The sequence below is a fragment of the Paracoccus sp. PAR01 genome (assembly GCF_014851995.1).
GTDB lineage: Bacteria > Pseudomonadota > Alphaproteobacteria > Rhodobacterales > Rhodobacteraceae > Paracoccus > Paracoccus litorisediminis.
Map to the genome: position 1 here is coordinate 429,085 of NZ_JACVAW010000001.1, position 25,775 is coordinate 454,859.

Below are 25,775 nucleotides of genomic sequence, written 5' to 3' on the forward strand. Positions count from 1 at the left end.
CGGATCAGCCGTGACGCGGACCCTTGCCTGCGGGGCGCGGCCCTTTGCCGGGCGCGCGATCCGGGCGAGGACCGGGCTTCGGACCGTGACCACCGCCCGGCTTACCAAACGGCTTGCCGCCGGGTTTGCCGAAGGGCTTGCCACCGGGCTTGCCATCACGCGCTTCCGGCTTGCCAAAGGGCTTGCGGTCACCGCCTTCACGCTTGGCGAAGGGTTTACGATCACCATCTTCGCGACGGGCGAAGGGCTTACGGTCGCCGTCCTCACGTTTGGCGTAAGGCTTGCGGTCGCCATCTTCGCGGCGCGCGTAAGGTTTGCGATCACCGTCTTCGCGGCGGGCATAGGGCTTACGGTCGCCATCCTCACGTTTGGCGTAGGGCTTGCGGTCACCGTCTTCGCGCTTGGCGTAGGGCTTGCGGTCGCCGTCCTCACGCTTGGCGTAAGGCTTGCGGTCGCCATCTTCGCGGCGCGCGTAAGGTTTGCGGTCGCCATCCTCGCGACGCGCGTAAGGTTTGCGATCACCGTCTTCGCGACGGGCGTAGGGCTTACGGTCGCCGTCCTCACGTTTAGCGTAGGGCTTGCGGTCGCCATCTTCGCGGCGTGCGTAAGGTTTGCGGTCACCGTTCTCGCGGCGGGCATAGGGCTTACGATCGCCGTCCTCACGCTTGGCGTAGGGTTTCCGGTCGCCATCTTCGCGGCGCGCGTAAGGTTTGCGGTCACCGTCTTCGCGACGGGCATAGGGTTTACGATCGCCGTCCTCACGCTTGGCGTAGGGTTTCCGGTCGCCATCCTCGCGACGCGCGAACGGTTTGCGATCACCATCTTCGCGACGGGCAAAGGGCTTACGGTCACCGTCCTCACGCTTGGCGTAGGGGTTCCGGTCGCCATCTTCGCGACGCGCGAACGGTTTGCGGTCGCCGTCGTCGCGACGGGCATAGGGCTTGCGGTAGCTTTCGCCGCCCTCATCGTCGCGCGCCGCGCCGCGCTCGCGGAAGCTGCGGGGTTTTTCTTCCAGTTCGCCGGTCAGCAACCCGCCCAGCTGATCGCGCAGGACCTTGCGCTTGATCTCACGGACCTCGTTCTCCTCCATGCCGGTCAGCTTGAAGGGGCCATAGCCGATGCGGATCAGCCGGTTCACGATCAGGCCGATATGGGACATGGCACGACGAATCTCGCGGTTCTTGCCCTCGCGGATGCCGATGGTCAGCCATGCGTTCGCGCCCTGCTGGCTGTCGAGCTTGATCTCCATCGGCGCGAAATCCTCGCCGTCGATGGTGACACCCCGGCGCAGGGGCGCGAAGGTCAGGTCGTTCGGCGTGCCGTTGACGCGCACGCGGTAGCGGCGCAGCCAGCCGGTCGTCGGCAGTTCCAGCCGGCGCTTCAGCTCACCATCATTGGTCAGCAGCAGCAGGCCTTCGGAATTCAGGTCAAGGCGGCCGACGGTCATCACCCGCGGCAGGTCGCGCGGCAGCGCGTCAAAGACGGTCTGACGGCCCTTCTCATCGGCCTCGGTGGTCACCAGCCCGACCGGCTTGTAATACATCCACAGGCGCGTCTCTTGCGGCTCGTCCAGCTTCTTGCCATCGACGGCAATGCGGTCGCCGGGCAGAACGTCCAGCGCGGGGCTGTCGATCTTCTTGCCGTTGACGGTGACGCGACCCTCAAGGATCATGCGCTCGGCCTCGCGGCGGCTGGCCACGCCCACGCGTGCCATCACCTTGGCGATGCGGTCGCCCTCGGGTTTCGGGGATTCGGTTTCGGGGGTGTCGGGCGTATCGGTCATGGCGATCTCCTGCGCATCTCTGCGGTAGCAAAAGCGGGCGTCTACGCCATAACGCACAATATGGAAAGCGGTTCTTGCACGCGGCATCAAGTCGCGCCAGAAACCGGCATGGAGTTCACGTCACATATGTCCGCGGCAATGGATCAGGCCCGCGCCGCCGCTGCCCGCGGCGAGGTTCCGGTGGGTGCGATCCTGACCGACGCGACCGGTCGCATCCTGTCCCGTGCCGGCAACCGCACGCGCGAGCTGTCCGACCCCACCGCCCATGCCGAGATCCTTGCCATCCGCGAGGCTTGCCGACTGCTGGGCTCGGAACGGCTGCCCGGCGCGCGGCTGTGGGTGACGCTGGAACCCTGCCCGATGTGCGCCGCCGCGATCTCTGCCGCGCGCATTGCTGTCATCTATTACGGGGCCGACGATCCGCGCATGGGCGGCGTGCGGCACGGGGCGCGGGTCTTCGACCATCCGCAATGCCATCATCGCCCTGAGGTCTTTGACGGCATCTCTGCCGCCGAGTCGCGCGATCTGCTGCAATCCTTCTTTCAGGAAAGACGTTAGGTCAGACCTTCGTACCGACGTTACAAAGGACACTTGCGCTGCATTGCAGCATGACTAGCATATCCTTCCATCGGGAAACCGGGGGAGAGACAATGTTCAACAAGATTCTGGTCGCCAACCGCGGCGAAATCGCGATCCGCGTCATGCGCGCTGCGAACGAGCTGGGCAAGAAAACCGTCGCCATCTACGCCGAGGAGGACAAGCTGGGCCTGCACCGCTTCAAGGCGGATGAGGCTTACCGCATCGGCGAGGGGCTGGGCCCGGTCGCGGCCTATCTGTCCATCCCCGAGATCATCCGGGTGGCCCGCGAATCCGGCGCCGACGCCATCCATCCGGGCTACGGGTTGCTGTCGGAGAATCCAGATTTCGTCGATGCCTGTACGGCTGCCGGGATCACGTTCATCGGCCCCACTGCGGACACGATGCGCGCCCTTGGCGACAAGGCCAGTGCGCGCCGCGTCGCCATCAAGGCGGGCGTCCCGGTCATCCCGGCGACCGAGGTGCTGGGCGATGATATGGATGCCATCAAACTTGAGGCCGCCGAAATCGGCTATCCGCTGATGCTGAAGGCGTCATGGGGCGGCGGCGGGCGCGGCATGCGCCCCATCAACAACCCCGAGGAACTGCCCGAAAAGGTCCGCGAGGGCCGGCGCGAGGCCGAGGCCGCCTTTGGCAATGGCGAGGGTTATCTGGAAAAGATGATCCTGCGCGCCCGCCATGTCGAGGTGCAGTTGCTGGGCGACAGCCATGGCGGGTTGTATCACCTCTATGAACGCGACTGCACCGTGCAGCGCCGGAACCAAAAGGTGGTCGAACGCGCCCCTGCCCCCTATCTCACCCCCGAACAGCGCGCCGAGGTCTGCGAGCTGGCGCTGAAGATCGGTCGCGCCGTCGGCTATCAGAACGCAGGCACCGTCGAATTCCTGATGGATATGGACAGCCAGTCCTTCTACTTCATCGAGGTGAACCCGCGCGTGCAGGTCGAACATACCGTGACCGAGGAGGTCACCGGCATCGACATCGTGCAGTCCCAGATCCAGATCGCCGAGGGCGCGACGCTGGCCGATGCCACCGGCGTGCCCAGCCAAGCGGACGTGCATCTGAACGGTCATGCCCTGCAATGCCGGGTCACGACCGAGGACCCGCTGAACAATTTCATCCCCGATTATGGCCGCATCACCGCCTATCGCAGCGCCACCGGCAATGGCATCCGGCTGGATGGCGGCACGGCCTATTCCGGCGGCGTCATCACCCGCTATTACGATTCACTGCTGGTCAAGGTGACTGCCCATGCCCAGACCCCGGAAAAGGCCATCGCGCGGATGGACCGGGCTTTGCGCGAATTCCGGGTGCGCGGGGTGGCGACGAATATCGAATTCGTCATCAACCTGCTCAAGCACCCGACCTTCCTTGACGACACCTATACGACCAAGTTCATCGACACGACGCCGGACCTGTTCGCCTTCCAGAAGCGCCGCGACCGGGCGACGCGCATCCTGACCTATATCGCCGATATCAGCGTCAACGGTCACCCCGAGACAGCGGGCCGCGCCCTGCCCGCGGCCGAGGCGAAAACCCCCGTCCCGCCGAAGGCCCGCGTTGAACCTGCCCCCGGCACCCGGCAATTGCTGGACGAAAAGGGCGCCAAGGCCGTCGCCGACTGGATGCTGGCCCAGAAACAACTGCTGATCACCGACACCTCGATGCGGGACGGGCACCAAAGCTTGCTCGCGACGCGGATGCGCTCGATCGACATGATCCGGGTCGCGCCCAGCTATGCCGCGAACCTGCCGGGCCTGTTCAGCGTCGAGTGCTGGGGCGGCGCGACCTTCGACGTAGCCTATCGCTTCTTGCAGGAATGCCCGTGGCAGCGGCTGCGCGACATCCGGGCAAGGATGCCGAACCTGATGACCCAGATGCTGCTGCGTGCCAGCAATGGCGTCGGCTACACGAACTATCCCGACAATGTGGTGCAGGCTTTCGTCAAACAGGCCGCAGTCACCGGCATCGATGTCTTCCGCGTCTTTGACAGCCTGAACTGGGTCGAGAATATGCGCGTCGCCATGGATGCGGTCGTGGAATCCGGCAAGATTTGCGAAGGCACGATCTGCTATACCGGCGACATTCTCGACCCCGAGCGCGCCAAATATGACCTGAAATATTATGTCGGCATGGGTCAGGCACTGCGCGATGCGGGCGCGCATGTGCTGGGGCTGAAAGACATGGCGGGGCTGCTGAAACCCGCCTCGGCCACGCTGCTGGTCAAGGCGCTCAAGGATGAAGTCGGCCTGCCGATCCATTTCCACACCCATGACACCGGCGGCATTGGCGGCGCGACCATTCTGGCCGCCGCAGCGGCGGGCGTCGATGCGGTCGATTGCGCGATGGATGCGTTGTCGGGGAATACCAGCCAGCCGACGCTGGGCTCCATCGTCGAGGCCCTGCGCCATACCGACCGCGATACCGGTTTGGATATCAGCGCAATCCGCGAAATCTCGAACTATTGGGAGGCTGTGCGCGCCCAATATGCGGCCTTTGAATCCGGGCTGCAGGCCCCGGCGTCTGAGGTCTATCTGCATGAAATGCCCGGTGGCCAGTTCACCAACCTGAAAGCACAGGCGCGGTCCTTGGGCCTTGAGGAACGTTGGCACGAGATCGCCCAGACCTATGCCGAGGTGAACCGGATGTTTGGCGACATCGTCAAGGTCACGCCCTCGTCCAAGGTGGTGGGCGACATGGCACTGATGATGGTGGCGCAGAACCTGACCCGCGCGCAGGTCGAGGACCCGGCCATCGAGGTCGCCTTCCCCGACAGCGTCGTCGACATGCTGAAGGGCAATCTGGGGCAGCCCCCCGGCGGCTGGCCAGAGGCGTTGCAACGCAAGGTCCTGAAGGGCGAGGCACCGCTGACCACGCGGCCCGGTGCCTCGATGCCGCCCGTCGATCTGGAAGCGGTGCGGGCCAAGCTCTCGGCCGATCTGGGCGACCAGCCGGTCGATGACGAGGACCTGAATGGCTACCTGATGTATCCCAAGGTCTTTACCGATTACCGGACCCGGCACGAAACCTATGGCCCGGTCCGCACCCTGCCCACCCGCACCTTCTTTTACGGGATGGAGCCGGGGGATGAGATCGAGGCCGAGATCGACCCCGGCAAGACGCTGGAAATCCGTCTGCTGACGCTGAGCGAGACGGATGAAAAGGGCGATGTGAAGGTGTTCTTCGAACTCAACGGCCAGCCTCGCGTCATCCGCGTGCCGAACCGTCTGGTGAAGTCCCAGACCTTTGCCCGGCCCAAGGCCGACGCGACCAATGACGGCCATGTCGGCGCGCCGATGCCCGGCGTCGTCGCCTCGGTCGCGGTGACGGTCGGGCAAAAGGTCCATCCCGGCGATCTGCTGCTGACCATCGAGGCGATGAAGATGGAAACCGGCCTGCATGCCGACCGCGACGGCGTGGTCAAGGCCCTGCATGTCGCCCCCGGCCAGCAGATCGACGCCAAGGACCTGCTGATCGAGATCGAGTGACTTTGGCCGGGGCGGCTTCGGCTGCCCCGTTCCACCCGTTGCAAATTCCTGCGGAATCGGCGGTAATCAGAACGGAATCGCAGAACTTTTCTTGCGCGGAGAATATTATTCCATGAATCTCGCCCCCGAAGTGACAGGCTTCTATGAGAAGCACACCGGATCGGTTCAGTATGTCGTCGCTTGCCCGGAAACGAAGCATTGCGCGATCATCGATCCGGTGCTGGATTTCGATGAGAAATCCGGCGCGACCGCCACGATCGAGGCCGACCGGCTGCTGCGCTTCATCGAGGAGCGCGGCTACCAGCTGAAATGGATTCTGGACACCCATCCGCATGCGGACCACTTCTCGGCCGCCGATTATCTCAAGCATCGGACCGGTGCGCCGACCGCGATCGGGGAAAAGGTCGTGGGCGTCCAGAAGCTGTGGAAGGATTTCTACAACTGGCCGGATTTCCCCGATGACGGCAGCCAGTGGGACCGGCTTTTCGCTGATGGCGAAACCTTCATGCTGGGCCATATCCCGGTGCGGGTGATGCATTCGCCGGGGCATACGCTGGCCTCGGTCACCTATGTCATCGGTGATGCGGCCTTTATCCATGACACGCTGTTCATGCCCGACAGCGGCTCGGCCCGGGCGGATTTTCCCGGCGGCAGCGCCCATGCGCTGTGGCATTCGATCCAGGCGATCCTGTCCCTGCCGGACGATACCCGCCTGTTCACCGGCCACGACTATTGTGCGGGGGGCCGTGCCGCCGCGTGGGAAGCGACCGTGGCCGAGCAGAAGACCACCAATATCCACATCTCGCGCCTGCTGACCGAGGCGGATTTCGTCGCCGCGCGTGAGGCCCGCGACCGCAGCCTGCCGATGCCCCGCCTGATCCTGCAGGCCTTGCAGATCAACACCAATGCCGGGCGCATGCCGCAGCCGGAATCGAATGGGCGCAGTTACCTCAAGATTCCGCTGAACCTGCTGCAATCGCCTTGGGCCTAAGCCGGACCAGATCCTGCGGGCGGTCGATATCGACCAGATGCGCCTCGGCCAATTCGTGCAGGATCAGGTCGGGTCGTTGTCGCAGGATCGCCCCCGCACCCTGATCACGCCGATTGGCCAGCGCCAGCGGGAACAGGTGGCGCGGGATCAGGGCGGGCGGCATGGGGGTTTTGGCTCTGGCCATCGCCGGATGGGTCAAGGCGCCATGCAGGATGCGCCGCAGATCGGCACGCGCCACCCGGGGCATGTCGGCCAGCAGCACCAGCGCATGGCTTGCCCCGGCGCGCTTGGCCTCGCGCAGCCCGGCAGCAAGGCTCAGACCCTGCGCGGCCCTGTCGATCCTGACCACCCGAAAGCCACGGAACATCCCCGCCAGCCACCGATCGCGCAGAACGACGATGCGGATAGCGGCAGGCTGGCCCCGCAGCAGCCGCACGACATGCTGAGCAACCGGCCGCCCCTCCAGCGGCACCCGCAGCTTGTCGCGGCTGCCAAAACGGCGCGAGCGACCCGCCGCCAGCACGATGATGGCCAGTCTCACTGCTTGCTGGCCTCGGCCAGAACTTCGGCCAGAACCGAGGCCGCCAGCGTCCGCGGATCGCGGGTCGAGGGGATCAGCCCGATCGGACCGCGTAACCGCGCCAGCTGATGCTCGGAGACGCCCATGCCGCGCAGCACCTCCAGCCGATGCGCCGCCGCCCGGCGGCTGCCCTGCGCCCCGATGTAAAAGGCCGGTCCCGCAAGAAGCTGGCGCAGGATCGCGGGCTCATCATCATGGTCGTGGAAAAAGACGACTCCTGCCGTATAGGCATCGACCGGCACCAGCTTGAGGCTGGCCGCACCACCCAGCCTGACCGTCACCGCCCCCGCGCCGACCCCGGCCAGCGTCTCAGGATCGGGCGAGGCCAGAGTGGTGTCATAGCCCGCGCCCGAGGTCATCCGGGCAAAGGCCAAAGCCTCTGGGCCCTTGCCAAAGACGGCAAAGCGCGGGTCGGGCAGGACGGACAGTTCCAGTGCGCCCTTTTCGCCCGCAATCAGCCGCAACTCTTTGCCGATCCAAAGTCGCAGCGGCCTGCGAGCGGCCATATCCGCCGCCAGCCGGGCAACAATATCAAGCGAAGGCGCGGGCAGGATGCGGATATCCAGCCCCCCGCCACAGGGCAGTTCCAAATCCCGAAACGGCGAGCCAGCCCCATACCGCAAAAGCCGAGATTGCCCCGAACGCGCCACCTCTGCCGCATGATGCCCGATGTCCCGATCGATGCAGCCCGACGAAAGCGACCCCCGCCAACCGCCATCCCCGTCAAGCACCATGCACGCCCCAACCGGCCGATATGACGGCCCATCCACCCCGACAATGAACGCCATGGCGGCTGGCGTTTTATCGGATAGCGGCAGATCGGATGCCCGGACCTTGTCGGTCAGGTCAGTTGGTCGGTTGGGACCGGAATCATCCTTCATGCGATTTACTCCATAGCCACGCCAGCATAGAGCCTTTCGACCGGCTCGCTGCGCGTTTTTGCAGGACGCCCCTCCGGCCGTCCCATCTGCAATGTCTAGCGTGTACCAGTGTGGCTTGTCTGGATAGCAGTCCCCAACATCATTGAGGAAGCTTGCTGATGCAGCTCAGGCCGCTTCGTCCTGCGGCTACCAGATGTGATCGCGGGATTTCGGACCAATCGCTCAGCTTTAGCGTAACGCAAGCGATCTTCTACAGAGTTCAAAGCGCAGGTGGTCGTGGAGGCCATCCGCGAAGAGTTGACGACGGCTGAACTGCGGACGGTCGCTCATCAAGGCGCCACCGTTCCGCGCCCAGTGGGAGACGATCCGAGAGAGCCGTTCAACGACATCCATCCGACGATGATCAGCGGCTGGAAACGCACCGCGACCGAAAACATGTCCGCGGCTTTTGGTTATGTCTCGCCCCCCGCGCCGCAGCTCTCCGAGAAGGAAGTCGAGAAGCTGCATGCCAGGATCGGCCAGCTTGGCATCGAGCGGGATCTCTTGTCGGCAGCCCCCAGCCTCATTCTCGGTACTGGCGGCAAAAGGCGGTGAAGCAGGATCACGCCGATCGCAGTGTCCGGCGACCATCCGGCCTGCTGTCCCCGGCGCGCTCCGGGCTTTACGATCAGTCACGCGGAGAAAGCGCACGGCACCTGGCCTGCATGACGATTACCGACCGGCAACTCCTTGGGACGCCATGGATCATGGTTCGCGCCCAATGGCCTGCCACGCCATCGATGCGGGCGATCGGGTCCGTCGGCTGATGAGGCTGATGGCGAAGGGCGACCGCGCCCCCTGTGGGGCCGCCTAAGCGTCCGGTTCCAATCTATCAGGAGCCGAGGGCCAGCAAGAAGCACCGGGAGCATAAGATGCTATCCGTTCGCCGTCGGCCTTGCACCAGTGGCGGCCTGACGGCTCACCTTACGAAGGGCTTGGCCATCACCCGCCCCAATCAGGTCTGCCGCCCCGACATCAGCGTTCGGCATCTCTCCCGGACGGACCGCGTTCAATGCCTTACTCCCCATGCGTCGCATTCGCCATCGGACTCGACGCGATGGCACCTCGATGGCTTATTTCCTTACGTGGTCGCCATCATAGACTGCCACAACCGCTGCTGAGTTTGCGGCTTTCGAACGCCATGGAGGCGTTGTTCGCTCCAATCGATCCGCCGGATCGATTGCTTGCTCTGAAGGAGGCGCTGGCCAAATATGGCACGCCCGAGATCTTCAATTCCGATCAGGGCTCCCAATTCACCGGCACCGCGTTCACCGAGGCGCTGCTGGACGCCAAGGTACGGATCTCGATGGACGATCGCAGTCGCTGGATCGACAACCGAATGATCGAAAGGCAGTGGCGGTCGTTGAACCGAAGGTTCGCGAAGCGAAGTACGAACGCGTCTATCTGGACGCCGTCGAGGCCGGCTCGGAGGTCCGAGATGAGGATGGCGGTCTGGATCAGCTATTACAACGAAACACGCCCGCACTCATCGCATGGGTTGCTGACGCCGACTAAGGCCCAGGATACCCTCGACCAACTCCTGAAAGCCGTCACCTGACATGAAACCCATGCCAGAACTGAGCGAAGCGGAAAACTGGACGAAAATCCAGGTCAACCTCTCACTATGATCGCATCTACCATGATGACCACCTCACGGCGCTATCGGCTACAAGGCTCCTATTTGGAGTTAGAAATCATGAAGCGAAGTCAGCCAGCGGCCCCGAAGATACCCGAAAAAATTCAGCGCCACAAGATCCCAAGATGGGTATCTCAGCACCACAATTCAGATAACCTTCAAGACATTAATCACCCACCAAGCAAACTTAAGGCAGTGGAATATTTATTGAAATATCCACCCGTATCAGTCGCAGATCTTATCAAATATCTCGAAACAACCTTGTCCACGTTCTCACTTTCCGCGAAACGCCCAATATCGCTCCAACCAGTTACCTTGCTAAGAGATTTCTTCATCTCATCAACCTGCCGCTCAATAGGTAGGTTTCCGATGGTATTTCCAAAACCAAACGCCCCCTCAAACAACTTCCGTAATGGCTTTGACGACAGCACCTTATACCACTTGGTCATCTCACTGCTATCGCTTTTGGCTATGGTCGCGAGTTCCCGCTGTGCGTTCAGTGCTATCTCGATCTCGGAATGTCGTTCACCGATATTTCTTTCGAAGGCCATGCCTTCGAATTTGGACGAGATGTCGCTCAATTGAGAGCCATCAATTGAGGTTCCATTTCTCAAACTCGAGAATGCCTCATTTATCGCGAGGTACCTCTTATCAGATAATCGATTTACCACACTTTTGTCATCATTGCGGTCAGCTTCAAGGACTCTCTTGATGAATGATCGATTGTTGACGTCCCCTTCCAAGCCGAAAGCACGAAGTGCGACTGTCAGGAGGCGGTAATTCGAAACCAACTGATCCGCACTTTTTACATTTGGCATTTTCTTGACGAAATTTTCCCGGGCCGCTGCAACATCTGGGCTCTTGTTGAAAATTTCCCGCTGACTCGCCTCGGTACGTTGGAGAAACTTCCAGCCCAGATACCCGCCAGAACCGACCTGAACCGTATAAGACATTAACGACCCACCCCCAGCAGATATGCCTCGGTTAGTAGCAGACGACGCAACTGTTTCGTGGCTTGATAGTAATTCCCATCGTTGACAAAGCTTCTGGCCCGACCGAGCAGATCATTGCTGCCGGTATCCAGAAAGACGCTCTCAAGCTGTTCGATGCCGTGCAGAACCTGCTGCCTGCCTTGCTGTTCCTCGGCATCCCCAGAAATCAGAAGTTGGCAAATGTAACATACTCGCCTGACGGGCGTGTTTGCGTCATCGGGATGTAGCGCGTCGCGTAAGCGCAGAACGTTTGCGTTGGGTGAAATGATCGAAATCCGCGCGCGCTTATCGCCATTTTCGAGGACGGCACCGTTGATGAGGACGCGTTCTCGGGGTGCCAGCTTCAACACAAGCCCGCTCATGCAGCACCTGCGCCACGAAGGCCCTTCATCACCGACATGTTGATATCGATAAGAACATCGGTCGCGCCCTTCCCGGCGAGAACGAGCTGACCATGTTTCAGCGCGTATCCGGCAAGCGATAGCAGACCGCTTTTCACCTCGCCTTCCAGTAGATTGGCGGGGTCGGCCAAAGCCGAGGCCAACACGGTCCAAAGTTCATTATTTCGCGCCACCGCGCGGATCGTCTCAACGTCGTGGCACTGCCGCGGCGCTTGCATAAGCAATCGCGTAACCTGGGATAGCACGTCGTATTCGACGTCCCTTGCACCTTTGGTGACCGGGTTGGAATAGGCTTTACCTGAAACGGGCTTGATCGCGTGCAACATGTGTTCCCGAGCCAAAACTGGACACAAATTCAGGCTCGAGGGTGAACTATTTCACCCTCGAGCCCGGCTTCATCAGCCGCGGAACAGCGACATGATCGACGACGGCGCCTGGTTCGCGATCGACAGGGCCTGAATGCCCAGCTGCTGCTGCGTCTGCAGGGCCTGCAGGCGGGCCGAGGCCTCTTCCATGTCGGCATCGACCAGCGAGCCCGAAGCCAGCTTCAGCGAGTCCGCCAGTTTCGAAACGAAATCGACCTGGTCGGTAATCCGCTCGCCTGCCGAACCAAGTTTGGTCGTACCGGCGATCACGACCTTCATCATGGCTTCGATGTCACTGACTGCGCTCAGCGCGGATGCCGCGTCAGTGATCGTGGTGATCGTGCCACCAACGATACTGGCTTCGAAATCGAGCGAGGTGACATCAATGGTCGAGGCAGTAACGGTCGTGTTGTTGCGGTCCATCGACCCAAGGACCGAATAGGTCGCACCGCCGACGACACCATTGGTGCTGAGCAGGTTGACACCATTCGCCTGCGTCCCCTTGACAACTGCGGCGATCTGCGCCCGCTTCGCGTCAATCTCGGCCTGAATGGTACCAAATTCGTTATCGCTTCGACCTGCACTGTTGGCGAGTTCTTTCACCTCGCCAAGAAGCTTCTGGACGCTTTCGGCACCGGTTCGCGCCGTAGCAATGGTTTCACCGGCCACGTTCAGGTTGGTCTGGATCGTCTTGTAGGTGTTATAGTCGCCCTCCATCGTCTTGGAGATCGCCCAGATGGCGGCGTTGTCCTTGGCCGAGTTCACCGACTTGCCGGTCGAGATCTCGGACTGGGTCTTTGCCAGGTTGGAATTGATGCCTTTCAGAGTCTGAAGGGCAACCATTGCCGAGCTGTTGGTCAGAATGCTGGACATGTCTTACTCCATGGTCAGGGGGCTTCACCCCCGGTTACTAACAAGGCCATTCTGACCTGCGGGACTTTGCCCGATGCACTGAAGCATGACGACGAAATTACCCGTCAGAGGTGAATAAATGCTGAACAGTCCCAAGCCAGCAAACTCAATTCACCAAGCCTTTTAATCAAAACTTTCGCGCCTCGCCCGCGACGGGACCACAACTCAGACGCTTGCCATCCTTGCCATAGACGTCACAGCCACGAGACAGAGATCGCAATTCCTTGATCAGCGAAAGCGCGGACGAAATCCCTGCGGAAACTCCGGATGCGAGATGACAGATTTCCTCGATCTCGGTCCGAGCTTGTGAAAGCTCTACCGAAGAAAGCGGGCGTTCACGAATCTCGGCTTGAAAGGACTCCAGATCGAGCAATGCTTGTGCGGGATTCAGCGCGACAATGGAACGGCGCGCAGATTTCAATGCATGTGTCGCGGTCATTTTTTACCTTCAATTTTACCGAAAATATTCAAGTCGAGCTTCTTCGCGAAAGAATCAGCGTAAATATCATTGAGGATGCTGGAAAACTGCTCCTCTCCGATCCCACCGCCAAAGGCTCCGCCAGTCGGGCGCGGGCCAATCGCCGTCAGCATTTGGCTAAGAAATGCCCTTTCCAGGCCCTCCTTGACGATCTTCTGCCGCTCGGGGCTGGTTGGCGCGACGCGGCCAAGCGAGTTGATTTCCAAATTCGTCCCTCCATCCAGATGGAGCACCTGAATACCTCACGCCGGTAAATATTTGGTAAGGCATGCCTGCTAAGCAGAGACGGCAGGATTTGAGGAACCAACACCATGCCGGATGCAATCGAAGCGCTTTTTCCAGCAACGCTGAGAATGACGAAAGCCAGTCGCGAATCGGCTCCCGGACAGTCTGCAGAATTTGAAGCCGTGCTGGCTGCATTTGATACTGCCATGCACGACTTGAAGCCGGACGATACGACTATCGACACCGCCGAAGCGCAGGATGCCGACGCGGCAGATGCACCCAGACAGCCCGAGATGGAGACCGCGCCCGATCCGTCCGTGATTATCCCGGCCTACGCCAACAACGAGCCGCAGCTTGCGGTGCTGTCTAGATCTCCTGAAGACCTTGCCGCGATCATGACGGATACTTCCAAGTCGGCATCGCAAAACGAAGCTGCGCCAGCGCCGATACCGGATGCGGGTATAGTCGCCGTCACCCTCCCGGCTCTGCAGATCAACAGTTCCAATGTGGATCGGGAAACCCAGGAAGCTGCGCCCACCCCGCAACTTGGCGTTGAGAAAACTCCGCGAGAGATCGACTGGGAGGTTCTGCCGGTCGGACCTTCTGGTGAAACGCCAGCCCAGGAAAGCGATGCGGCGCATCCTGATCTGGTGCGAGTGAATGGTGATCAGGTGGTCTGGCCAATCGCGCGTCATTTGAACGCGAATGTCGGCGCACCGATCGAGGATGCGGCACCGTCAGCTGTTGACGCGGCTATTCCCTTGCCGGGGATGACCAAAAGACAGGTCCCCGATCAGGCCCCTGCGCCGACTGCCGTGCCGCAAGGCTTCAATAAGCAGCCTGACGGCACGACGCACAGGCAACGCGCAGCCACAGCCGAATTGCCGTCCGTAGCTGAGGAAACTCTTTCGGACACGTCGGAACTGCCAGAGGCGACGGATCGGTCCATCGAACCGGCAACGCTGGGACCGGATGATGGCCGCACGAGCCGCAGCGCCGAACCAGCCAATCCGCCCGGCACAACGACGACCGAGTCCATGGCATCCACCCTTCCAGACGCCATTTCGGGCACAGAAATCCCGACCGAAATCGCGGTCCGCAGCGCGCGCGACACCGCACAAGGTCAATCCACTGCGCCCCATCACCATTCGCTTCCGGAACCACGCGAAATCCTGCGTCAGATCGCACAGCAGCTTCCCGCCACTGACCAGAACCAGATCGAAATCACCCTTACCCCCGATGAGCTGGGCAAGGTCCGGATGGTGGTATCCTCGGGGGATACGATCGCGATCACCGTCTATGCCGACAATCGCGACACGCTGGACCTGCTGCGGCGCAACAGCGACATGCTGGCACGAGAGTTGAAGGACGCAGGTTTTGCCGATGCCTCGCTGTCCTTTGGTGAGCGAGGCGAAGGCGGCCAGCGCAATCCATGGTCGGAAAATACGGCCGGACGCGGGGCTGAACGGTCCCTGACTGAACCGATGACAGAGATCGCGCCAACCGCGGCTCGCGGCAACTCGGCGCGGCAGATCGACATTCGTATCTGAAGGAGAGATCGCATGGTTAACGGCGTTTCCGGCACGACCGGCACCCCGACAACGACCCATACAAACACGACCGACACCGGCTCGACCTCATCGAACAGCGACTACCTGACTTTTCTGCGCATGCTGACGACGCAGGTGCAGAATCAGGACCCGCTCGACCCGATGGACAGCTCGGATTTCGCGGCGCAGCTCGCGACATTTTCCGGCGTCGAGCAGCAGGTCCAGACCAACACCCTGCTGACCCAGTTGCTGCAATCCGTCGGCGGCGGGCAGTTGGGGCAATATGCCGACTGGATCGGCCGCGAAGTGCGCATCTCTGGCCCGGTCTGGTTCGATGGAGAGCCGGTGACACTGGAAATCTCGCCCGACGCTTCGGCGGATGCGTTGACGCTGGTCACTCTGGACAGTTCGGGCCGCGAGGTCGCGCGCGAAAGCATCGGCACCGGCGAAGGCGAGGTCGACTGGCAAGGACGCGATGCCGATGGCGAACCCTTGCCCGAGGGTTTCTACCAATTCCGGCTGGAATCGCTGCGCGATGGCGAGGTGATCGCGACGACGGATGTTCAGGCCTATTCCGAGGTGACAGGGGTCGAAAGCTCGGCCGAGGGGGCGGTCCTTGTCCTGCGCGGCAATAGCGGGGTCTTTGCCGCTGACGTTACCGGCGTGCGCGAGGGGACCTGACGGCACCGAAGCTGAACTGCCACACATCCCCACACTCGGCCAGTCAGTCGCGGCGGGCAAAATGCAATCGGGCCGCCCGTCCTTGTGGGGATAGGCGGCCCGTTTAATCAATCAATCGCGGGCACCCTTGGCGATGCCCGCGACCGTCAAGGATCAGCCGGCCAGAAGCGCCGCGTTGCCGCCCGCGGCGGTGGTGTCGACGCACAGATGGCGCTCATGCATGACATGGGCACGGTCGGGCATGGTGCAGATCAGGGGACGCAGCGCGCCCTCCATCCCGGCGAGCTTGCGGGCAATTTCGCGCGCCGTATCCACGTCGCCCCACCACAGCACCGCCGAGAAGTCGGGCTGCCCGGCAAGCACGGCCACCGTTGCACCGTCCGAAAGCTCGACGGCCTTGCCACCCAGCGCCTCGACTGCGGCGACCTGCGCCTTGCGGGCCTCGTTGCCCGGGCCCATGCACAGCACCGGCGGGCGCACGGTCAGTTGCAGGCGGTTCAGCTCACCAGTCGGGCCGGGCATGAACTGCTCGACCGACTGGCCATCGGCACGGGGCGCGGCACCGGCGGAAGCGGGCGCATAGAAGCGCTGCAGGTACAGCGGACCGCCCGCCTTGGGACCGGTGCCCGACAGCCCCTCGCCACCGAAGGGCTGAGAGCCGACGACCGCGCCGATCTGGTTGCGGTTGACATAGATGTTGCCGGCATGGATCGCCTCGGAGACCTCCTGCACGCGGGCATCGATCCGGGTGTGCAGGCCGAACGTCAGGCCATAGCCGCGCGCGTTGATCGCATCGACGACGGCAGGGATCTCACCGGCGGCAAAGGTCGCGACATGCAGGACCGGACCGAAGATCTCGCGCTCAAGATCGTCGATGCCGTTCACCGTCAGCATGGTCGGCGCGATGAAATGGCCGCCCTCGGGGGCCTTCAGCGCATAGGCGACGCGGCTGCGCTTCTGGCTCAGATAGGCGCGAATGCCCTCCTGCGCTTCGGCGTCAATGACCGGGCCGACATCGGTCGTGACCGACCACGGGTTGCCGACGCGCAGTTCATCCATCGCGCCCTTGATCATCTCGATCAGATGCGGGGCGATGTCCTCTTGCACGTACAGGCAACGCAGCGCCGAGCAGCGCTGACCAGCCGAGCGGAAGGCCGAGTTGACCACATCGCGCACCGCCTGTTCCGGCAGCGCGGTCGAATCGACGATCATCGCGTTCAGACCGCCGGTTTCGGCGATCAGCGGCGTGCCCGGCTCCATATTGGCAGCCATGGCGCGGGCGATGATGCGGGCGGTGTCGGTCGAGCCGGTAAAGACCACGCCCTTGACCCGTGCATCCGAGGTCAGCGCCGCACCGACCGAGGCGCCCTGCCCCGGCAGCAGTTGCAGGCTCGCGGCGGGAACACCCGCCTCATGCAGCAGTCGGACGGCGATGGCGGCGATGACCGGGGTCTGCTCGGCGGGCTTCGCCAGAACCGCGTTCCCTGCCATCAGCGCAGCCGCAATCTGGCCGGTGAAGATCGCCAGCGGGAAGTTCCACGGGCTGATCGCCACGACCGCACCGCGCGGCGCGCGGTCCACGTTCTCACCCTCGGTCGCGTAGTAGCGCAGGAAGTCCACGGCCTCGCGCAGCTCACCCACCGCGTCGGGCAGGGTCTTGCCAGCTTCGCGGGCAAGTGCCGCAAAAATCGGGCCGAAGTTATCTTCATACAGATCGGCGGCGCGGCGCAGCACCGCGGCGCGCTCGGCGGGGGCCGCGTCCCAGATCCGGGCGTCGGCAATGGCCTGCACGGCGGTCTTGGCGTCGGCCTCAAGCACCTGCGCCACAACCTCGCCGGTTGCCGGGTTCAGCACCGCGACAGTCTCGCCGGTGGCGGCCGAGACGGTGATCGGCGCGGCATCCGGCAGCGCCACGTCACGCGCCGCATCGATATGGGCCAGAACGGCCGGGTCGCTCAGGTCAAAGCCCTGCGAGTTCGGGCGGCCCTTGCCAAAGATCGCGTCCGGCGCAACCAGACTGGCCGGGGCACGGGCCGTGGCCAGAGCCGCGATCGGATCGGTCGCCACTTCCTCGGGCGAGATCGATTCGTCGACGATCTGGTTCACAAAGGACGAGTTCGCGCCGTTTTCCAGCAGGCGGCGGACCAGATAGGCCAGCAGGTCGCGATGCGCACCGACGGGCGCATAGATGCGGCAGCGGCCCTTGTTCTCGCGCAGGACGATGTCATGCAGACGCTCGCCCATGCCATGCAGGCGCTGGAATTCGTATTCGATGCCCCCGGCCATTTCCAGAACGGCGGCGACGGTATGGGCGTTATGGGTCGCGAATTGCGGATAGATGCGGTCGGCATAGCCGATCAGCTTGCGCGCATTGGCGATGTAGCTGACATCCGTGCCCACTTTCGAGGTGAACAGCGGGAAGCCCGGCAGCCCCTCGACCTGAGCGCGCTTGATCTCGCTGTCCCAATAGGCGCCCTTGACCAGACGCACCATGATCTTGCGGTCCAGACGGGTCGCCAGTTCGTAAAGCCAGTCGATGACCAGCCCGGCGCGCTTGCCATAGGCCTGCACGACGATGCCGAACCCGTCCCAGCCAGCCAGCGAAGGATCGGCCATCACTGCTTCGATCACCTTCATCGACAGGGCCAGACGGTCCTGTTCCTCGGCGTCGATATTCATGCCCATGCCAGCGGCCTTGGCCTGCTGGGCCAGCGTCAGGACGACCGGGACCAGCTCGGCCATGACGCGGGCTTCCTGCGCCACCTCGTAGCGGGGATGCAGCGCCGAGAGCTTGATCGAGATGCCCGGATTCATCTGCACCGAGCCCTTGTCGCAGGCTTTCGCAATCGCGCCGATGGCGTCGGAATAGTCGCGGGCATAGCGGGCAGCGTCACCGCCGGTCATCGCCGCTTCGCCCAGCATGTCATAGCTATAGGTGAAGCCCTGCTTTTCGCGGGTCTTGGCATTGTCCAGCGCCTTCACGATGGTCTCGCCCAGCACGAACTGGCGGCCCATTTCCTTCATCGCGCGACCGACAGCAGCGCGGATCACCGGCTCGCCCAGACGGCGGACGGCGCCGCGCAAAGTACCGGCAATACCACCCTGATTGTCGTCCAGCACCTTGCCGGTCAGCATCAAGGCCCAGGTCGAGGCGTTGACCAGCGAGGAGGACGCCTCGCCCAGATGCTTGCCCCAGTCGGACGGCGCGATCTTGTCTTCGATCAGCGCGTCGATGGTGTCGCGGTCGGGCACGCGCAGCATGGCCTCGGCCAGGCACATCAGAGCAACGCCTTCGCGCGTGGACAGCCCGTATTCGGCCAGGAAATGCTCCATCATCGTGGGTTTGGCTTCGCTGCGGATGCGCGAGACCAGAAGCGCCGCGCGGGCCGTGATCGCAGCGCGGGCAGCCGGGTCCAGCGCCGTCTCGGCCACCAGCCGGTCCAGCAGCGCCTGTTCGGGCTGGAATTTGCTGTCGGGGCCAAGATCGGAAAGCTGGGTGGTGGGCATCGTGTTCTCCTGATTGTTGGCGGCTGGATACAGGCGAAGACGTGGACGATGTGACCAAATCGTGCTACATGACTAGCCGATCATAACATATTTCGGCAGCATTGCAGACCATGGAAGACATTCTGGACGCAACCAACGTCAAGATCCTGCGCGAACTCGTCGCCAATGCCCGGATTCCGATCACCGAACTGGCCCGCAAGGTCGGCCTGTCCAAGACCCCGGTGGCCTTACGCATCAAGCAGATGGAGGAGATGGGCCTGATCACCGGCTACCGCGCGATCCTGTCGCCGCTGCAGCTGGGCCTGACCCATGTCACCTATGTCGAGGTGCGCCTGTCCGACACGCGGCAAAAGGCGCTGGAGGCCTTCAACGAGGCCGTCCGCGCCATCCCCGAGATCGAGGAATGCTACATGATCGCGGGCGGCTTCGACTATCTGCTGAAGGTGCGTTCAAAGGACATGGCGGGCTATCGCCGGATCATGGCCGAGAAGATCTCGGCCCTGCCCCATATGCATGCGACCACCAGTTATGTCTCGATGGAAGCGGTGGTCGAACAGAACTGGACCGAGCTTTAGGCCGAAAGCCGCGCGTCCAGCCCGGCCAGTTCGTCGTCGCTTAGGCTGATGCCTTCGGCCAAAGACCGGGCGCGGATGCGGTGGCGGCTTTGACCCGGCAGGCGTGCGCCCTGCCCCAGAATCGCCGCGAACAGCAGTTCCGCCTGCGCAAAGGGATCGCTGCGCCCGGCGGCGAAACGCTCGGGCGAAAACGCCAGCACCAATTCGCCATGGCGCGGGGCCAGCGTCGTCGTGCCCAACGCCTCAAGTGCGCCCTGACTGGTCAGGTCGCCGATCATCACCCCTGCCAGCAACTCGATCATGGTCGAGATGGCTGAGCCCTTATGCGCGCCAAAGGGCAGCATCGCGCCGCCCAATGCTGCCTCGGGATCGGTGGTGGGCTGGCCTTCGGCGTCCAGCGCCCAACCGTCGGGCAGGGTCTCACCGGCGCGGCGTTTCAACTCGATCTCGCCGCGCGCGGCGACCGAGGTCGCGAAATCAAAGACATAGGGGACGCCATCGGCGCGCGGCCAGCCAAAGGCGATCGGGTTCGTGCCCAGCAGCGGCCGCGTGCCCCCGGCGGGCGCGACGGTCGAATAGCTGGGGCACATGGACAGGCCCGCCAGCCCCTGTTCGGTCAGCGCCTCGACTTCGGGCCACAGGGCCGAGAAATGCACGCAATCGTTCAGGACCATCGCCGCCAGCCCCAGCTTGCGAGCGCGCTCGGCCAGATGCGGCAAGCCGGCCTCGAAGGCGGCGGGGGAAAAGCCGCCCTTGGCATCGACGCGGATCACCGCCGAGCCGTCATCGGCAACGATCGGCTGCGCATCGGGCACGACCTTGCCCGCCTGAAGCGTGCGGATGATGCCGTCGATGCGATAGATGCCATGGGATTTCGCGCCGTCGCGCTCACCTGCGCAGACGATGCGGGTCAGGGCGGCGGCGTGAAGCTGATCGAAACCGGCCTTGCGCAGGACCGCCTCGACGCGTTCCGACAGCTCTGCAAAAGAAATCACCGGCATTCCAAACTCCCATACAAGTTGCGGCACCTAAGCCGATTGCGACAAATCGCGCAAGTAGCCCACCCTTTGCCCCCTTTCGCCTTTGCGCTAAATATGGGCAAAGGGGGCCGCATGGATTTCAAATGGCTCGAAGATTTCATGACACTGGCGGAAACCCGCAGCTTTTCGCGTTCGGCGGAGCTGCGCGGGGTGACGCAAAGCGCCTTTTCGCGTCGCATTCGCGCGCTTGAGGAATGGATCGGGACTGATCTGCTGTCGCGTGACAGCTATCCGGTCAGCCTGACCCCCGAAGGCGTGCTGTTCCGCGAAACCGCCGAAGAGGCCGTGCGTATGCTGAACGCGCGTCGGATCGAGTTCCGCGAACATTCCCGCGCACGCGGGGCCGAGATATCCTTCCTGTCGCTGCACAGTCTGAGCGTCACGTTCCTGCCCGGCTGGCTGATGCGGCTGAAATCGGTGACCGGCCAGATGACCAGCCGCGTCAAACCCGAGAATTTCGACCGCTGCGTCGAGGCGCTGAGCGAGGGCGGCTACGATTTCTTCCTGACCTATTCCCATCCGCAGGTGAATATCCCGCTGGACCCGGAATGCTACCCGCATCTGGTCGTCGGTCAGGACAGCCTTGTCGCCGTCGCGCGTCCCGGCTGGCCGCGCGAATGGCTGACCGAGGGCATGCCCCTGCTGCAATATTCCCGCGGTTCGTTCCTGAACCAGATGACCCGGATCGCCCAGGGCCAACCCGGCGCCCCCCGCGTCTATGTCGCCCATATTGACGAGGCCTCGATGGCCGAGGCGATGAAAAGCATGGCCGTCGCCGGACATGGCGTGGTCTGGCTGCCCCGCCTGCTGGTCTCGGCCGAGATCGCGGCGGGTCGGCTTGAGGTCGTGGCCCCCGAACTGCCGATGGAAATCCGGCTTTACCGCAACCCCTCGCGCGGGCGCGGAATCACCGGCAAGGCATGGCAGGCGGCGGAGGGGTTGGGACAGAGTTATTCCGAAACGGAATAACCCAGCGCAACTTGGCATTGGATATTGCCCTCGGCGCTGCCTAGATCCCTCCCGCAAGGGGCGAAAATCCCTAAAAAAGCTGTTAATATCCAATTCCTGAAAACCTGCCTGGCCGGAGGGTCCCGCATGACGCGGGCCGATGCGGCATGCAGTCGAGGTAAACATGACAAAGACCCGCATCGAACACGATCTGCTTGGCGATCGCGAGATTCCCGCCGATGCCTATTGGGGCGTCCATACGCTGCGCGCGGTCGAGAACTTCCCGATCTCGGGTCGCAAGGTCGGCGAGATCCCCGAACTGGTCTGCGCGCTGGCCGCGATCAAGCAGGCCGCCGCACTGGCCAATGCCGATCTGGGCCTGCTCTCGGCTGAGCGTCGCGACGCCATCGTCGCCGCCTGCGAGGAAATCCGTTCGGGCAAACTGCATGATCAGTTCGTCGTCGACCAGATTCAGGGCGGCGCGGGCACGTCGACCAACATGAACGCCAACGAGGTGATCGCCAACCGCGCCCTCGAAATCATGGGTCACCAGAAGGGCGAGTTCAAATACCTTCACCCGAACGAACATGTGAACATGAGCCAGTCGACCAATGACGTCTATCCGACGTCGCTGCGTCTGGCCTCGTGGAAGGGGCTGCAGAAGCTGATCGCCCAGCTTGCCTCGCTGCGCGGTGCGTTCGAGGTGAAGGGCGCCGAGTTCCAGGACATTCTGAAGATGGGTCGCACCCAGCTGCAGGAAGCCGTTCCGATGACCCTGGGTCAGGAATTCAACGCCTTCGCCATCACCATCGGCGAAGATGAGCTGCGTCTGGCCGAAGCCGCCCAGTTGATCTGCGAGATCAACCTTGGCGCCACCGCCATCGGCACCGGCATCACCGCCCACCCGGAATATGCCGAGCGCGTCCGCGCCCGTCTGGCCGAAATCACCGTGATCCCGGTCGTCACCGCCCCCGATCTGGTCGAAGCCACGCAGGATTGCGGCGCATTCGTGCAGACTTCGGGCGTGCTGAAGCGCGTCGCGGTCAAGATATCGAAGATCTGCAACGACCTGCGGCTGCTGTCCTCGGGTCCGCGCGCCGGCTTCAATGAGATCAACCTGCCCGCCAAGCAGGCCGGTTCCTCGATCATGCCGGGCAAGGTCAACCCGGTCATCCCCGAGGTGATGAACCAGATCTGCTTCGAGGTCATCGGCAACGATGTCACCATCACCATGGCAGCCGAGGGTGGCCAGTTGCAGCTGAACGCCTTTGAGCCGGTCATCGCCTACAGCATGTTCCGTTCGGTCGACCATCTGGTCGCCGGTCTGGCGACGCTGGAACACAATTGCGTGCGCGGCATCACCGCCAATCGCGACGTGCTGAAGGAAACCGTGCGCCGTTCGATCGGCATCGTCACCGCGCTGAACCCCTATATCGGCTATGCAGCGGCGACCGAGGTCGCGACCGAGGCCCACCTGACCGGCCGTGGCGTCTATGAGCTGGTTCTGGAAAAGGGCCTGCTGCCCAAGGACCGCCTGGACGAGATCCTGCGCCCCGAGACCCTGACCCGCCCCGTCCTGTTCGTGGCGTAACCCCGTCCCCTGCCCCCAGGGGTCCAGCGGCCCCGGCTTTCAGCCGGGGTCGCTTTCTATTTCATCCAGCAAAAACGCCCGGAACTTGCGGATCGCGGGGCGGTTCTTGCGGCCCTGCGGATAGACCAGCCAATAGCCCCGCCCGTTCTGCGAGACCTGCGGAAAAGGCTGGATCAGGCTGCCCGTTGCCAGCTCATAGCGGAAAAAGCGGGGCGTCAGCAGCGCGACGCCATATCCGGCCAGCGCCGCCCGCGCCTCGTGCAGGTCGGTCGACAGCGTCAGCCCGGCGCGCGGCGGGCAATCGGGATAATCCAGACCGGCCTCGCGCATCCAGACGCCCCAGTTCGGGTCGCTGGCATCCAGCAGCGGCATCCGCAGCAGATCGGCGGGATCGCGTAATTCGTGCTTCTTGGCCAGTTCCGGCGTCAGCATGGGCGTGTATTCGACATGCATCAGGAAATGCGCCGTCAGGCCCGGCCAGTCGCCATCCCCGGCCCGGATCGCCACGCTGACATCCTCGCGCGCGAAATCGACCAGATTGTCGCTGGTCTCCAGCCGCACGGCCAGATTGGGCTGCTGCATCTGGAACTTGCCCAGACGCGGCGACAGCCACGCCCCCGCCAGCGTCGGCACGGTCGAGATCGACAGGGTTGACACAGCATCCGCCGAGGGTGCCGAATAGGTTTCGCGCAGCAGGTCAAAGGCCTCGATCGTCGGGCGGGCGAACAGGGCCCCGGTCTCGGTCATGGCGATCTCGCGCGTCTTGCGCAGGAACAGGGCGACGCCCAGCCGTTCCTCCAGCAAGCGGATCTGGTAGCTGACGGCGGCCTGCGTCATGCCCAGCTCCTCCGCGGCGCGGGTGAAACTCAGGTGACGGGCGACGGCCTCGAAGGCGCGCAATGCGGCAAGCGGCGGGATCGACATAAGGCGGCCTTATGGATGCGTGCTGAGGCTTTGTTGGTCAAAGCGCGCGAACAGTAGCACCTTGGAATTCCAACAACCACATTGCATTGCGAGGAAAAAGCAATGTTTGCCAGTGCTACGAACCGGCAGCCTCAAGGGTTTGCCGACCGGCTCCTGACGCTTATCGGCCTGCGGGAGCGGGATAAACCGACCCTATGTGTCAGCGAAACCGACCGCTTCGCTGCGCTGGATGATCCGGCGACGCGAAAGGCGTTGTCGGTTCTGCCACCCCATCTGTTGCGCGACATCGGGGTCAACACCCCCGACGACGGCCATCACGGTCAGCCGGTCGAGGGTGACGCCCTGCGCAAATACCTCTGGTAAGGGCTTATTTCAGCCCTTCGCAGAAACGGCGGATGCGGTCACACGCATCCGTCAGCACCTCATCCGAGGTCGCATAGGAAATGCGGTAATGCGGGCTAAGCCCGAAGGCCGCGCCAAAGACCACCGCCACGCCGGTTTCATCCAGCAGCGCCGTGGCAAAAGCCTCATCATCAGCAATCAGCGTGCCGCCAGCCGAGGTCTTGCCGATCAGATCGCGGATCGACGGATAGACATAAAAGGCCCCTTCTGGCACCGGACAGGTAATGCCCGGGCAGGCGTTCAGCCCGGCCACCACCAGATCGCGGCGACGCTGGAACACGGCACGGCTGGTCTCCAGATAATCCTGCGGCCCCTCAAGTGCGGCCAGCGCGGCATATTGACTGATCGAGGTCGGGTTCGAGGTCGATTGCGACTGCAGCTTGCCCATAGCCTTGATCAGCTCGACCGGACCCGCGCCATAGCCGATCCGCCAGCCGGTCATCGCATAGGATTTGCTGACCCCGTTCATGGTCAGGGTGCGGCCCTTCAACCCCGGCTCGACCTGCGCCGGGGTGACGAATTTGAAATCGTCGAAAACCAGATGCTCATAGATGTCGTCGGTCAGCACCCAGACATGCGGATGACGCATCAGCACATCGGTCAGCCCGCGCATGTGCGATTCAGCATAGCCCGCGCCCGTCGGGTTCGAGGGCGAGTTCAGGATCAGCCATTTCGTCTTGGGCGTTATCGCGGCCTCAAGCTGCTCGGGGGTGATGCGATAGCCATTCTCCATCGCGCCTTCGATCACGACCGGCGTGCCCCCGGCCAGCAGCACCATATCCGGGTAGCTGACCCAATAGGGCGCGGGGATGATGACCTCGTCGCCGGGGTTCAGCGTCGCCATCAACGCATTGTACAGGATCTGCTTGCCGCCGGTGCCGACGGTGATCTGGGCGGGGGTATAGTCCAGCCCGTTCTCGCGCCGGAACTTGTCGCAGATCGCGCGTTTCAGTTCCGGGATGCCGTCGACGGCGGTGTAGCGGGTATGGCCCTGATCGATGGCGGCCTTGCCTGCCTCGCGGATATGTTCGGGCGTGTCGAAATCGGGCTCACCGGCGGAAAGGCTGATGATGTCGCGACCCTCGGCGGCCAGTTCGCGGGCGCGGCCCGTGATGGCAATGGTGGGCGAGGGTTTGACGCGGGCGAGTGTCTGGGACAAAAGGCTCATCGAATTCATCCTGCGGCTGGG

General features: G+C 63.1%; 24 protein-coding genes. 11 read left to right on the forward strand and 13 right to left on the reverse strand.

Features of this window, described 5'->3' with window-relative positions; genetic code table 11:
- Positions 1–4 precede the first annotated feature (4 nt).
- A complete protein-coding gene (locus IB235_RS24995) occupies positions 5–1,783 on the reverse strand; it encodes a pseudouridine synthase (RefSeq protein WP_225612021.1) in 1,779 nt (592 codons plus the stop codon).
- Positions 1,784–1,891: 108 nt separating this feature from the next.
- On the opposite strand from IB235_RS24995, the gene IB235_RS02220 reads away from it, so the two are divergent.
- The 3 genes from IB235_RS02220 to IB235_RS02230 all read left to right on the forward strand — a co-directional run bounded on the left by IB235_RS02220 (position 1,892) and on the right by IB235_RS02230 (position 6,859).
- Positions 1,892–2,341 carry a nucleoside deaminase gene (locus IB235_RS02220; RefSeq protein WP_192335281.1) on the forward strand — a complete coding sequence of 150 codons (450 nt, stop codon included), beginning with the start codon at positions 1,892–1,894 and terminating at the stop codon, positions 2,339–2,341.
- 92 nt (positions 2,342–2,433) lie between these two features.
- The gene (locus IB235_RS02225) at positions 2,434–5,868 is read left to right on the forward strand and encodes a pyruvate carboxylase (protein WP_192335282.1); all 3,435 of its coding nucleotides are present in this window, start codon (positions 2,434–2,436) and stop codon (positions 5,866–5,868) included.
- 112 nt (positions 5,869–5,980) lie between these two features.
- Complete coding sequence (locus IB235_RS02230; RefSeq protein ID WP_192335284.1) at positions 5,981–6,859, forward strand: MBL fold metallo-hydrolase; 879 nt, start codon at positions 5,981–5,983, stop codon at positions 6,857–6,859.
- On the opposite strand, the gene IB235_RS02235 is transcribed toward IB235_RS02230, so the two are convergent.
- Together IB235_RS02235 and IB235_RS02240 are read right to left on the reverse strand one after the other, a co-directional pair.
- Positions 6,819–7,400, reverse strand: coding sequence for a nucleotidyltransferase family protein (locus IB235_RS02235; RefSeq protein WP_192335286.1), 582 nt, complete (start codon positions 7,398–7,400; stop codon positions 6,819–6,821). The genes IB235_RS02230 and IB235_RS02235 overlap by 41 nt on opposite strands.
- Positions 7,397–8,320, reverse strand: coding sequence for an XdhC family protein (locus IB235_RS02240; protein WP_192335288.1), 924 nt, complete (start codon positions 8,318–8,320; stop codon positions 7,397–7,399). The genes IB235_RS02235 and IB235_RS02240 overlap by 4 nt, the downstream gene beginning before the upstream one ends.
- A gap of 276 nt (positions 8,321–8,596) precedes the next feature.
- On the opposite strand from IB235_RS02240, the gene IB235_RS02245 reads away from it, so the two are divergent.
- Together IB235_RS02245 and IB235_RS02250 are read left to right on the forward strand one after the other, a co-directional pair.
- Positions 8,597–8,914, forward strand: a complete 318-nt coding sequence (locus IB235_RS02245) for a hypothetical protein (protein ID WP_192335290.1) — start codon at positions 8,597–8,599, stop codon at positions 8,912–8,914.
- A gap of 586 nt (positions 8,915–9,500) precedes the next feature.
- Positions 9,501–9,917, forward strand: coding sequence for an integrase core domain-containing protein (locus IB235_RS02250; protein ID WP_192335292.1), 417 nt, complete (start codon positions 9,501–9,503; stop codon positions 9,915–9,917).
- A 248-nt stretch (positions 9,918–10,165) separates the two neighbouring features.
- Here IB235_RS02250 and IB235_RS02255 read toward each other — a convergent pair whose 3' ends face one another.
- The 6 genes from IB235_RS02255 to IB235_RS02280 form a co-directional block, all read right to left on the reverse strand.
- Entirely contained in the window at positions 10,166–10,948 is a 783-nt protein-coding gene (locus IB235_RS02255; protein WP_192335294.1) for a DUF1217 domain-containing protein, read from the reverse strand.
- Entirely contained in the window at positions 10,948–11,349 is a 402-nt protein-coding gene (gene flbT, locus IB235_RS02260; protein ID WP_155037984.1) for a flagellar biosynthesis repressor FlbT, read from the reverse strand. The genes IB235_RS02255 and flbT overlap by 1 nt, the downstream gene beginning before the upstream one ends.
- Positions 11,346–11,714 carry a flagellar biosynthesis regulator FlaF gene (locus tag IB235_RS02265; RefSeq protein ID WP_192335296.1) on the reverse strand — a complete coding sequence of 123 codons (369 nt, stop codon included), beginning with the start codon at positions 11,712–11,714 and terminating at the stop codon, positions 11,346–11,348. The genes flbT and IB235_RS02265 overlap by 4 nt, the downstream gene beginning before the upstream one ends.
- A gap of 72 nt (positions 11,715–11,786) precedes the next feature.
- A complete protein-coding gene (locus IB235_RS02270; RefSeq protein WP_192335298.1) occupies positions 11,787–12,626 on the reverse strand; it encodes a flagellin in 840 nt (279 codons plus the stop codon).
- Between the two features lie 166 nt (positions 12,627–12,792).
- Positions 12,793–13,104, reverse strand: coding sequence for a hypothetical protein (locus tag IB235_RS02275; protein ID WP_192335300.1), 312 nt, complete (start codon positions 13,102–13,104; stop codon positions 12,793–12,795).
- The gene (locus IB235_RS02280; protein ID WP_192335927.1) at positions 13,101–13,376 is read right to left on the reverse strand and encodes a flagellar biosynthesis protein FlgJ; all 276 of its coding nucleotides are present in this window, start codon (positions 13,374–13,376) and stop codon (positions 13,101–13,103) included. The genes IB235_RS02275 and IB235_RS02280 overlap by 4 nt, the downstream gene beginning before the upstream one ends.
- 78 nt (positions 13,377–13,454) lie before the next feature.
- On the opposite strand from IB235_RS02280, the gene IB235_RS02285 reads away from it, so the two are divergent.
- The gene (locus tag IB235_RS02285) at positions 13,455–14,918 is read left to right on the forward strand and encodes a flagellar hook-length control protein FliK (RefSeq protein ID WP_192335302.1); all 1,464 of its coding nucleotides are present in this window, start codon (positions 13,455–13,457) and stop codon (positions 14,916–14,918) included.
- A gap of 12 nt (positions 14,919–14,930) precedes the next feature.
- Positions 14,931–15,599 (forward strand): flagellar hook capping FlgD N-terminal domain-containing protein, encoded by a 669-nt coding sequence (locus tag IB235_RS02290; RefSeq protein ID WP_192335304.1) that lies wholly within the window; start codon positions 14,931–14,933, stop codon positions 15,597–15,599.
- A gap of 153 nt (positions 15,600–15,752) precedes the next feature.
- On the opposite strand, the gene putA is transcribed toward IB235_RS02290, so the two are convergent.
- Positions 15,753–19,106 carry a bifunctional proline dehydrogenase/L-glutamate gamma-semialdehyde dehydrogenase PutA gene (putA, locus tag IB235_RS02295; RefSeq protein ID WP_192335306.1) on the reverse strand — a complete coding sequence of 1,118 codons (3,354 nt, stop codon included), beginning with the start codon at positions 19,104–19,106 and terminating at the stop codon, positions 15,753–15,755.
- A gap of 110 nt (positions 19,107–19,216) precedes the next feature.
- Here putA and IB235_RS02300 point away from each other — a divergent pair, with 110 nt between their 5' ends.
- A complete protein-coding gene (locus tag IB235_RS02300) occupies positions 19,217–19,681 on the forward strand; it encodes an Lrp/AsnC family transcriptional regulator (RefSeq protein WP_155037992.1) in 465 nt (154 codons plus the stop codon).
- Here IB235_RS02300 and IB235_RS02305 read toward each other — a convergent pair.
- Complete coding sequence (locus tag IB235_RS02305) at positions 19,678–20,682, reverse strand: Ldh family oxidoreductase (RefSeq protein WP_192335308.1); 1,005 nt, start codon at positions 20,680–20,682, stop codon at positions 19,678–19,680. The two genes, IB235_RS02300 and IB235_RS02305, sit on opposite strands and share 4 nt — an antisense overlap.
- 111 nt (positions 20,683–20,793) lie before the next feature.
- On the opposite strand from IB235_RS02305, the gene IB235_RS02310 reads away from it, so the two are divergent.
- Positions 20,794–21,690: a LysR family transcriptional regulator gene (locus tag IB235_RS02310; protein ID WP_155037994.1), complete on the forward strand. Its 897-nt coding sequence runs from the start codon at positions 20,794–20,796 to the stop codon at positions 21,688–21,690.
- Between the two features lie 163 nt (positions 21,691–21,853).
- On the forward strand, positions 21,854–23,260 hold the full coding sequence (gene aspA, locus IB235_RS02315) for an aspartate ammonia-lyase (RefSeq protein ID WP_155037995.1): 1,407 nt from the start codon (positions 21,854–21,856) through the stop codon (positions 23,258–23,260).
- A 39-nt stretch (positions 23,261–23,299) separates the two neighbouring features.
- On the opposite strand, the gene IB235_RS02320 is transcribed toward aspA, so the two are convergent.
- Entirely contained in the window at positions 23,300–24,184 is an 885-nt protein-coding gene (locus IB235_RS02320; RefSeq protein WP_155037996.1) for a LysR substrate-binding domain-containing protein, read from the reverse strand.
- A 102-nt stretch (positions 24,185–24,286) separates the two neighbouring features.
- On the opposite strand from IB235_RS02320, the gene IB235_RS02325 reads away from it, so the two are divergent.
- Entirely contained in the window at positions 24,287–24,547 is a 261-nt protein-coding gene (locus tag IB235_RS02325; RefSeq protein WP_192335310.1) for a hypothetical protein, read from the forward strand.
- Positions 24,548–24,551: 4 nt separating this feature from the next.
- Here IB235_RS02325 and IB235_RS02330 read toward each other — a convergent pair whose 3' ends face one another.
- On the reverse strand, positions 24,552–25,754 hold the full coding sequence (locus IB235_RS02330) for a pyridoxal phosphate-dependent aminotransferase (RefSeq protein ID WP_192335312.1): 1,203 nt from the start codon (positions 25,752–25,754) through the stop codon (positions 24,552–24,554).
- Between the last annotated feature and the right edge of the window lie 21 nt (positions 25,755–25,775).

Coding starts and splice junctions, on each gene's coding strand:
- IB235_RS02265 (WP_192335296.1), bottom strand. CDS start 11,714: ATGTTGCACGCGATCAAGCCCGTTTCAGGTAAAGCCTATTCCAACCCG.
- aspA (WP_155037995.1), top strand. CDS start 21,854: ATGACAAAGACCCGCATCGAACACGATCTGCTTGGCGATCGCGAGATT.
- IB235_RS02220 (WP_192335281.1), top strand. CDS start 1,892: ATGGAGTTCACGTCACATATGTCCGCGGCAATGGATCAGGCCCGCGCC.
- IB235_RS02230 (WP_192335284.1), top strand. CDS start 5,981: ATGAATCTCGCCCCCGAAGTGACAGGCTTCTATGAGAAGCACACCGGA.
- IB235_RS02300 (WP_155037992.1), top strand. CDS start 19,217: ATGGAAGACATTCTGGACGCAACCAACGTCAAGATCCTGCGCGAACTC.
- IB235_RS24995 (WP_225612021.1), bottom strand. CDS start 1,783: ATGACCGATACGCCCGACACCCCCGAAACCGAATCCCCGAAACCCGAG.
- IB235_RS02310 (WP_155037994.1), top strand. CDS start 20,794: ATGGATTTCAAATGGCTCGAAGATTTCATGACACTGGCGGAAACCCGC.
- IB235_RS02250 (WP_192335292.1), top strand. CDS start 9,501: ATGGAGGCGTTGTTCGCTCCAATCGATCCGCCGGATCGATTGCTTGCT.
- IB235_RS02320 (WP_155037996.1), bottom strand. CDS start 24,184: ATGTCGATCCCGCCGCTTGCCGCATTGCGCGCCTTCGAGGCCGTCGCC.
- IB235_RS02325 (WP_192335310.1), top strand. CDS start 24,287: ATGTTTGCCAGTGCTACGAACCGGCAGCCTCAAGGGTTTGCCGACCGG.
- IB235_RS02275 (WP_192335300.1), bottom strand. CDS start 13,104: ATGACCGCGACACATGCATTGAAATCTGCGCGCCGTTCCATTGTCGCG.
- IB235_RS02305 (WP_192335308.1), bottom strand. CDS start 20,682: ATGCCGGTGATTTCTTTTGCAGAGCTGTCGGAACGCGTCGAGGCGGTC.
- IB235_RS02240 (WP_192335288.1), bottom strand. CDS start 8,320: ATGAAGGATGATTCCGGTCCCAACCGACCAACTGACCTGACCGACAAG.
- IB235_RS02285 (WP_192335302.1), top strand. CDS start 13,455: ATGCCGGATGCAATCGAAGCGCTTTTTCCAGCAACGCTGAGAATGACG.
- IB235_RS02255 (WP_192335294.1), bottom strand. CDS start 10,948: ATGTCTTATACGGTTCAGGTCGGTTCTGGCGGGTATCTGGGCTGGAAG.
- IB235_RS02270 (WP_192335298.1), bottom strand. CDS start 12,626: ATGTCCAGCATTCTGACCAACAGCTCGGCAATGGTTGCCCTTCAGACT.
- IB235_RS02290 (WP_192335304.1), top strand. CDS start 14,931: ATGGTTAACGGCGTTTCCGGCACGACCGGCACCCCGACAACGACCCAT.
- IB235_RS02225 (WP_192335282.1), top strand. CDS start 2,434: ATGTTCAACAAGATTCTGGTCGCCAACCGCGGCGAAATCGCGATCCGC.
- IB235_RS02330 (WP_192335312.1), bottom strand. CDS start 25,754: ATGAGCCTTTTGTCCCAGACACTCGCCCGCGTCAAACCCTCGCCCACC.
- putA (WP_192335306.1), bottom strand. CDS start 19,106: ATGCCCACCACCCAGCTTTCCGATCTTGGCCCCGACAGCAAATTCCAG.
- flbT (WP_155037984.1), bottom strand. CDS start 11,349: ATGAGCGGGCTTGTGTTGAAGCTGGCACCCCGAGAACGCGTCCTCATC.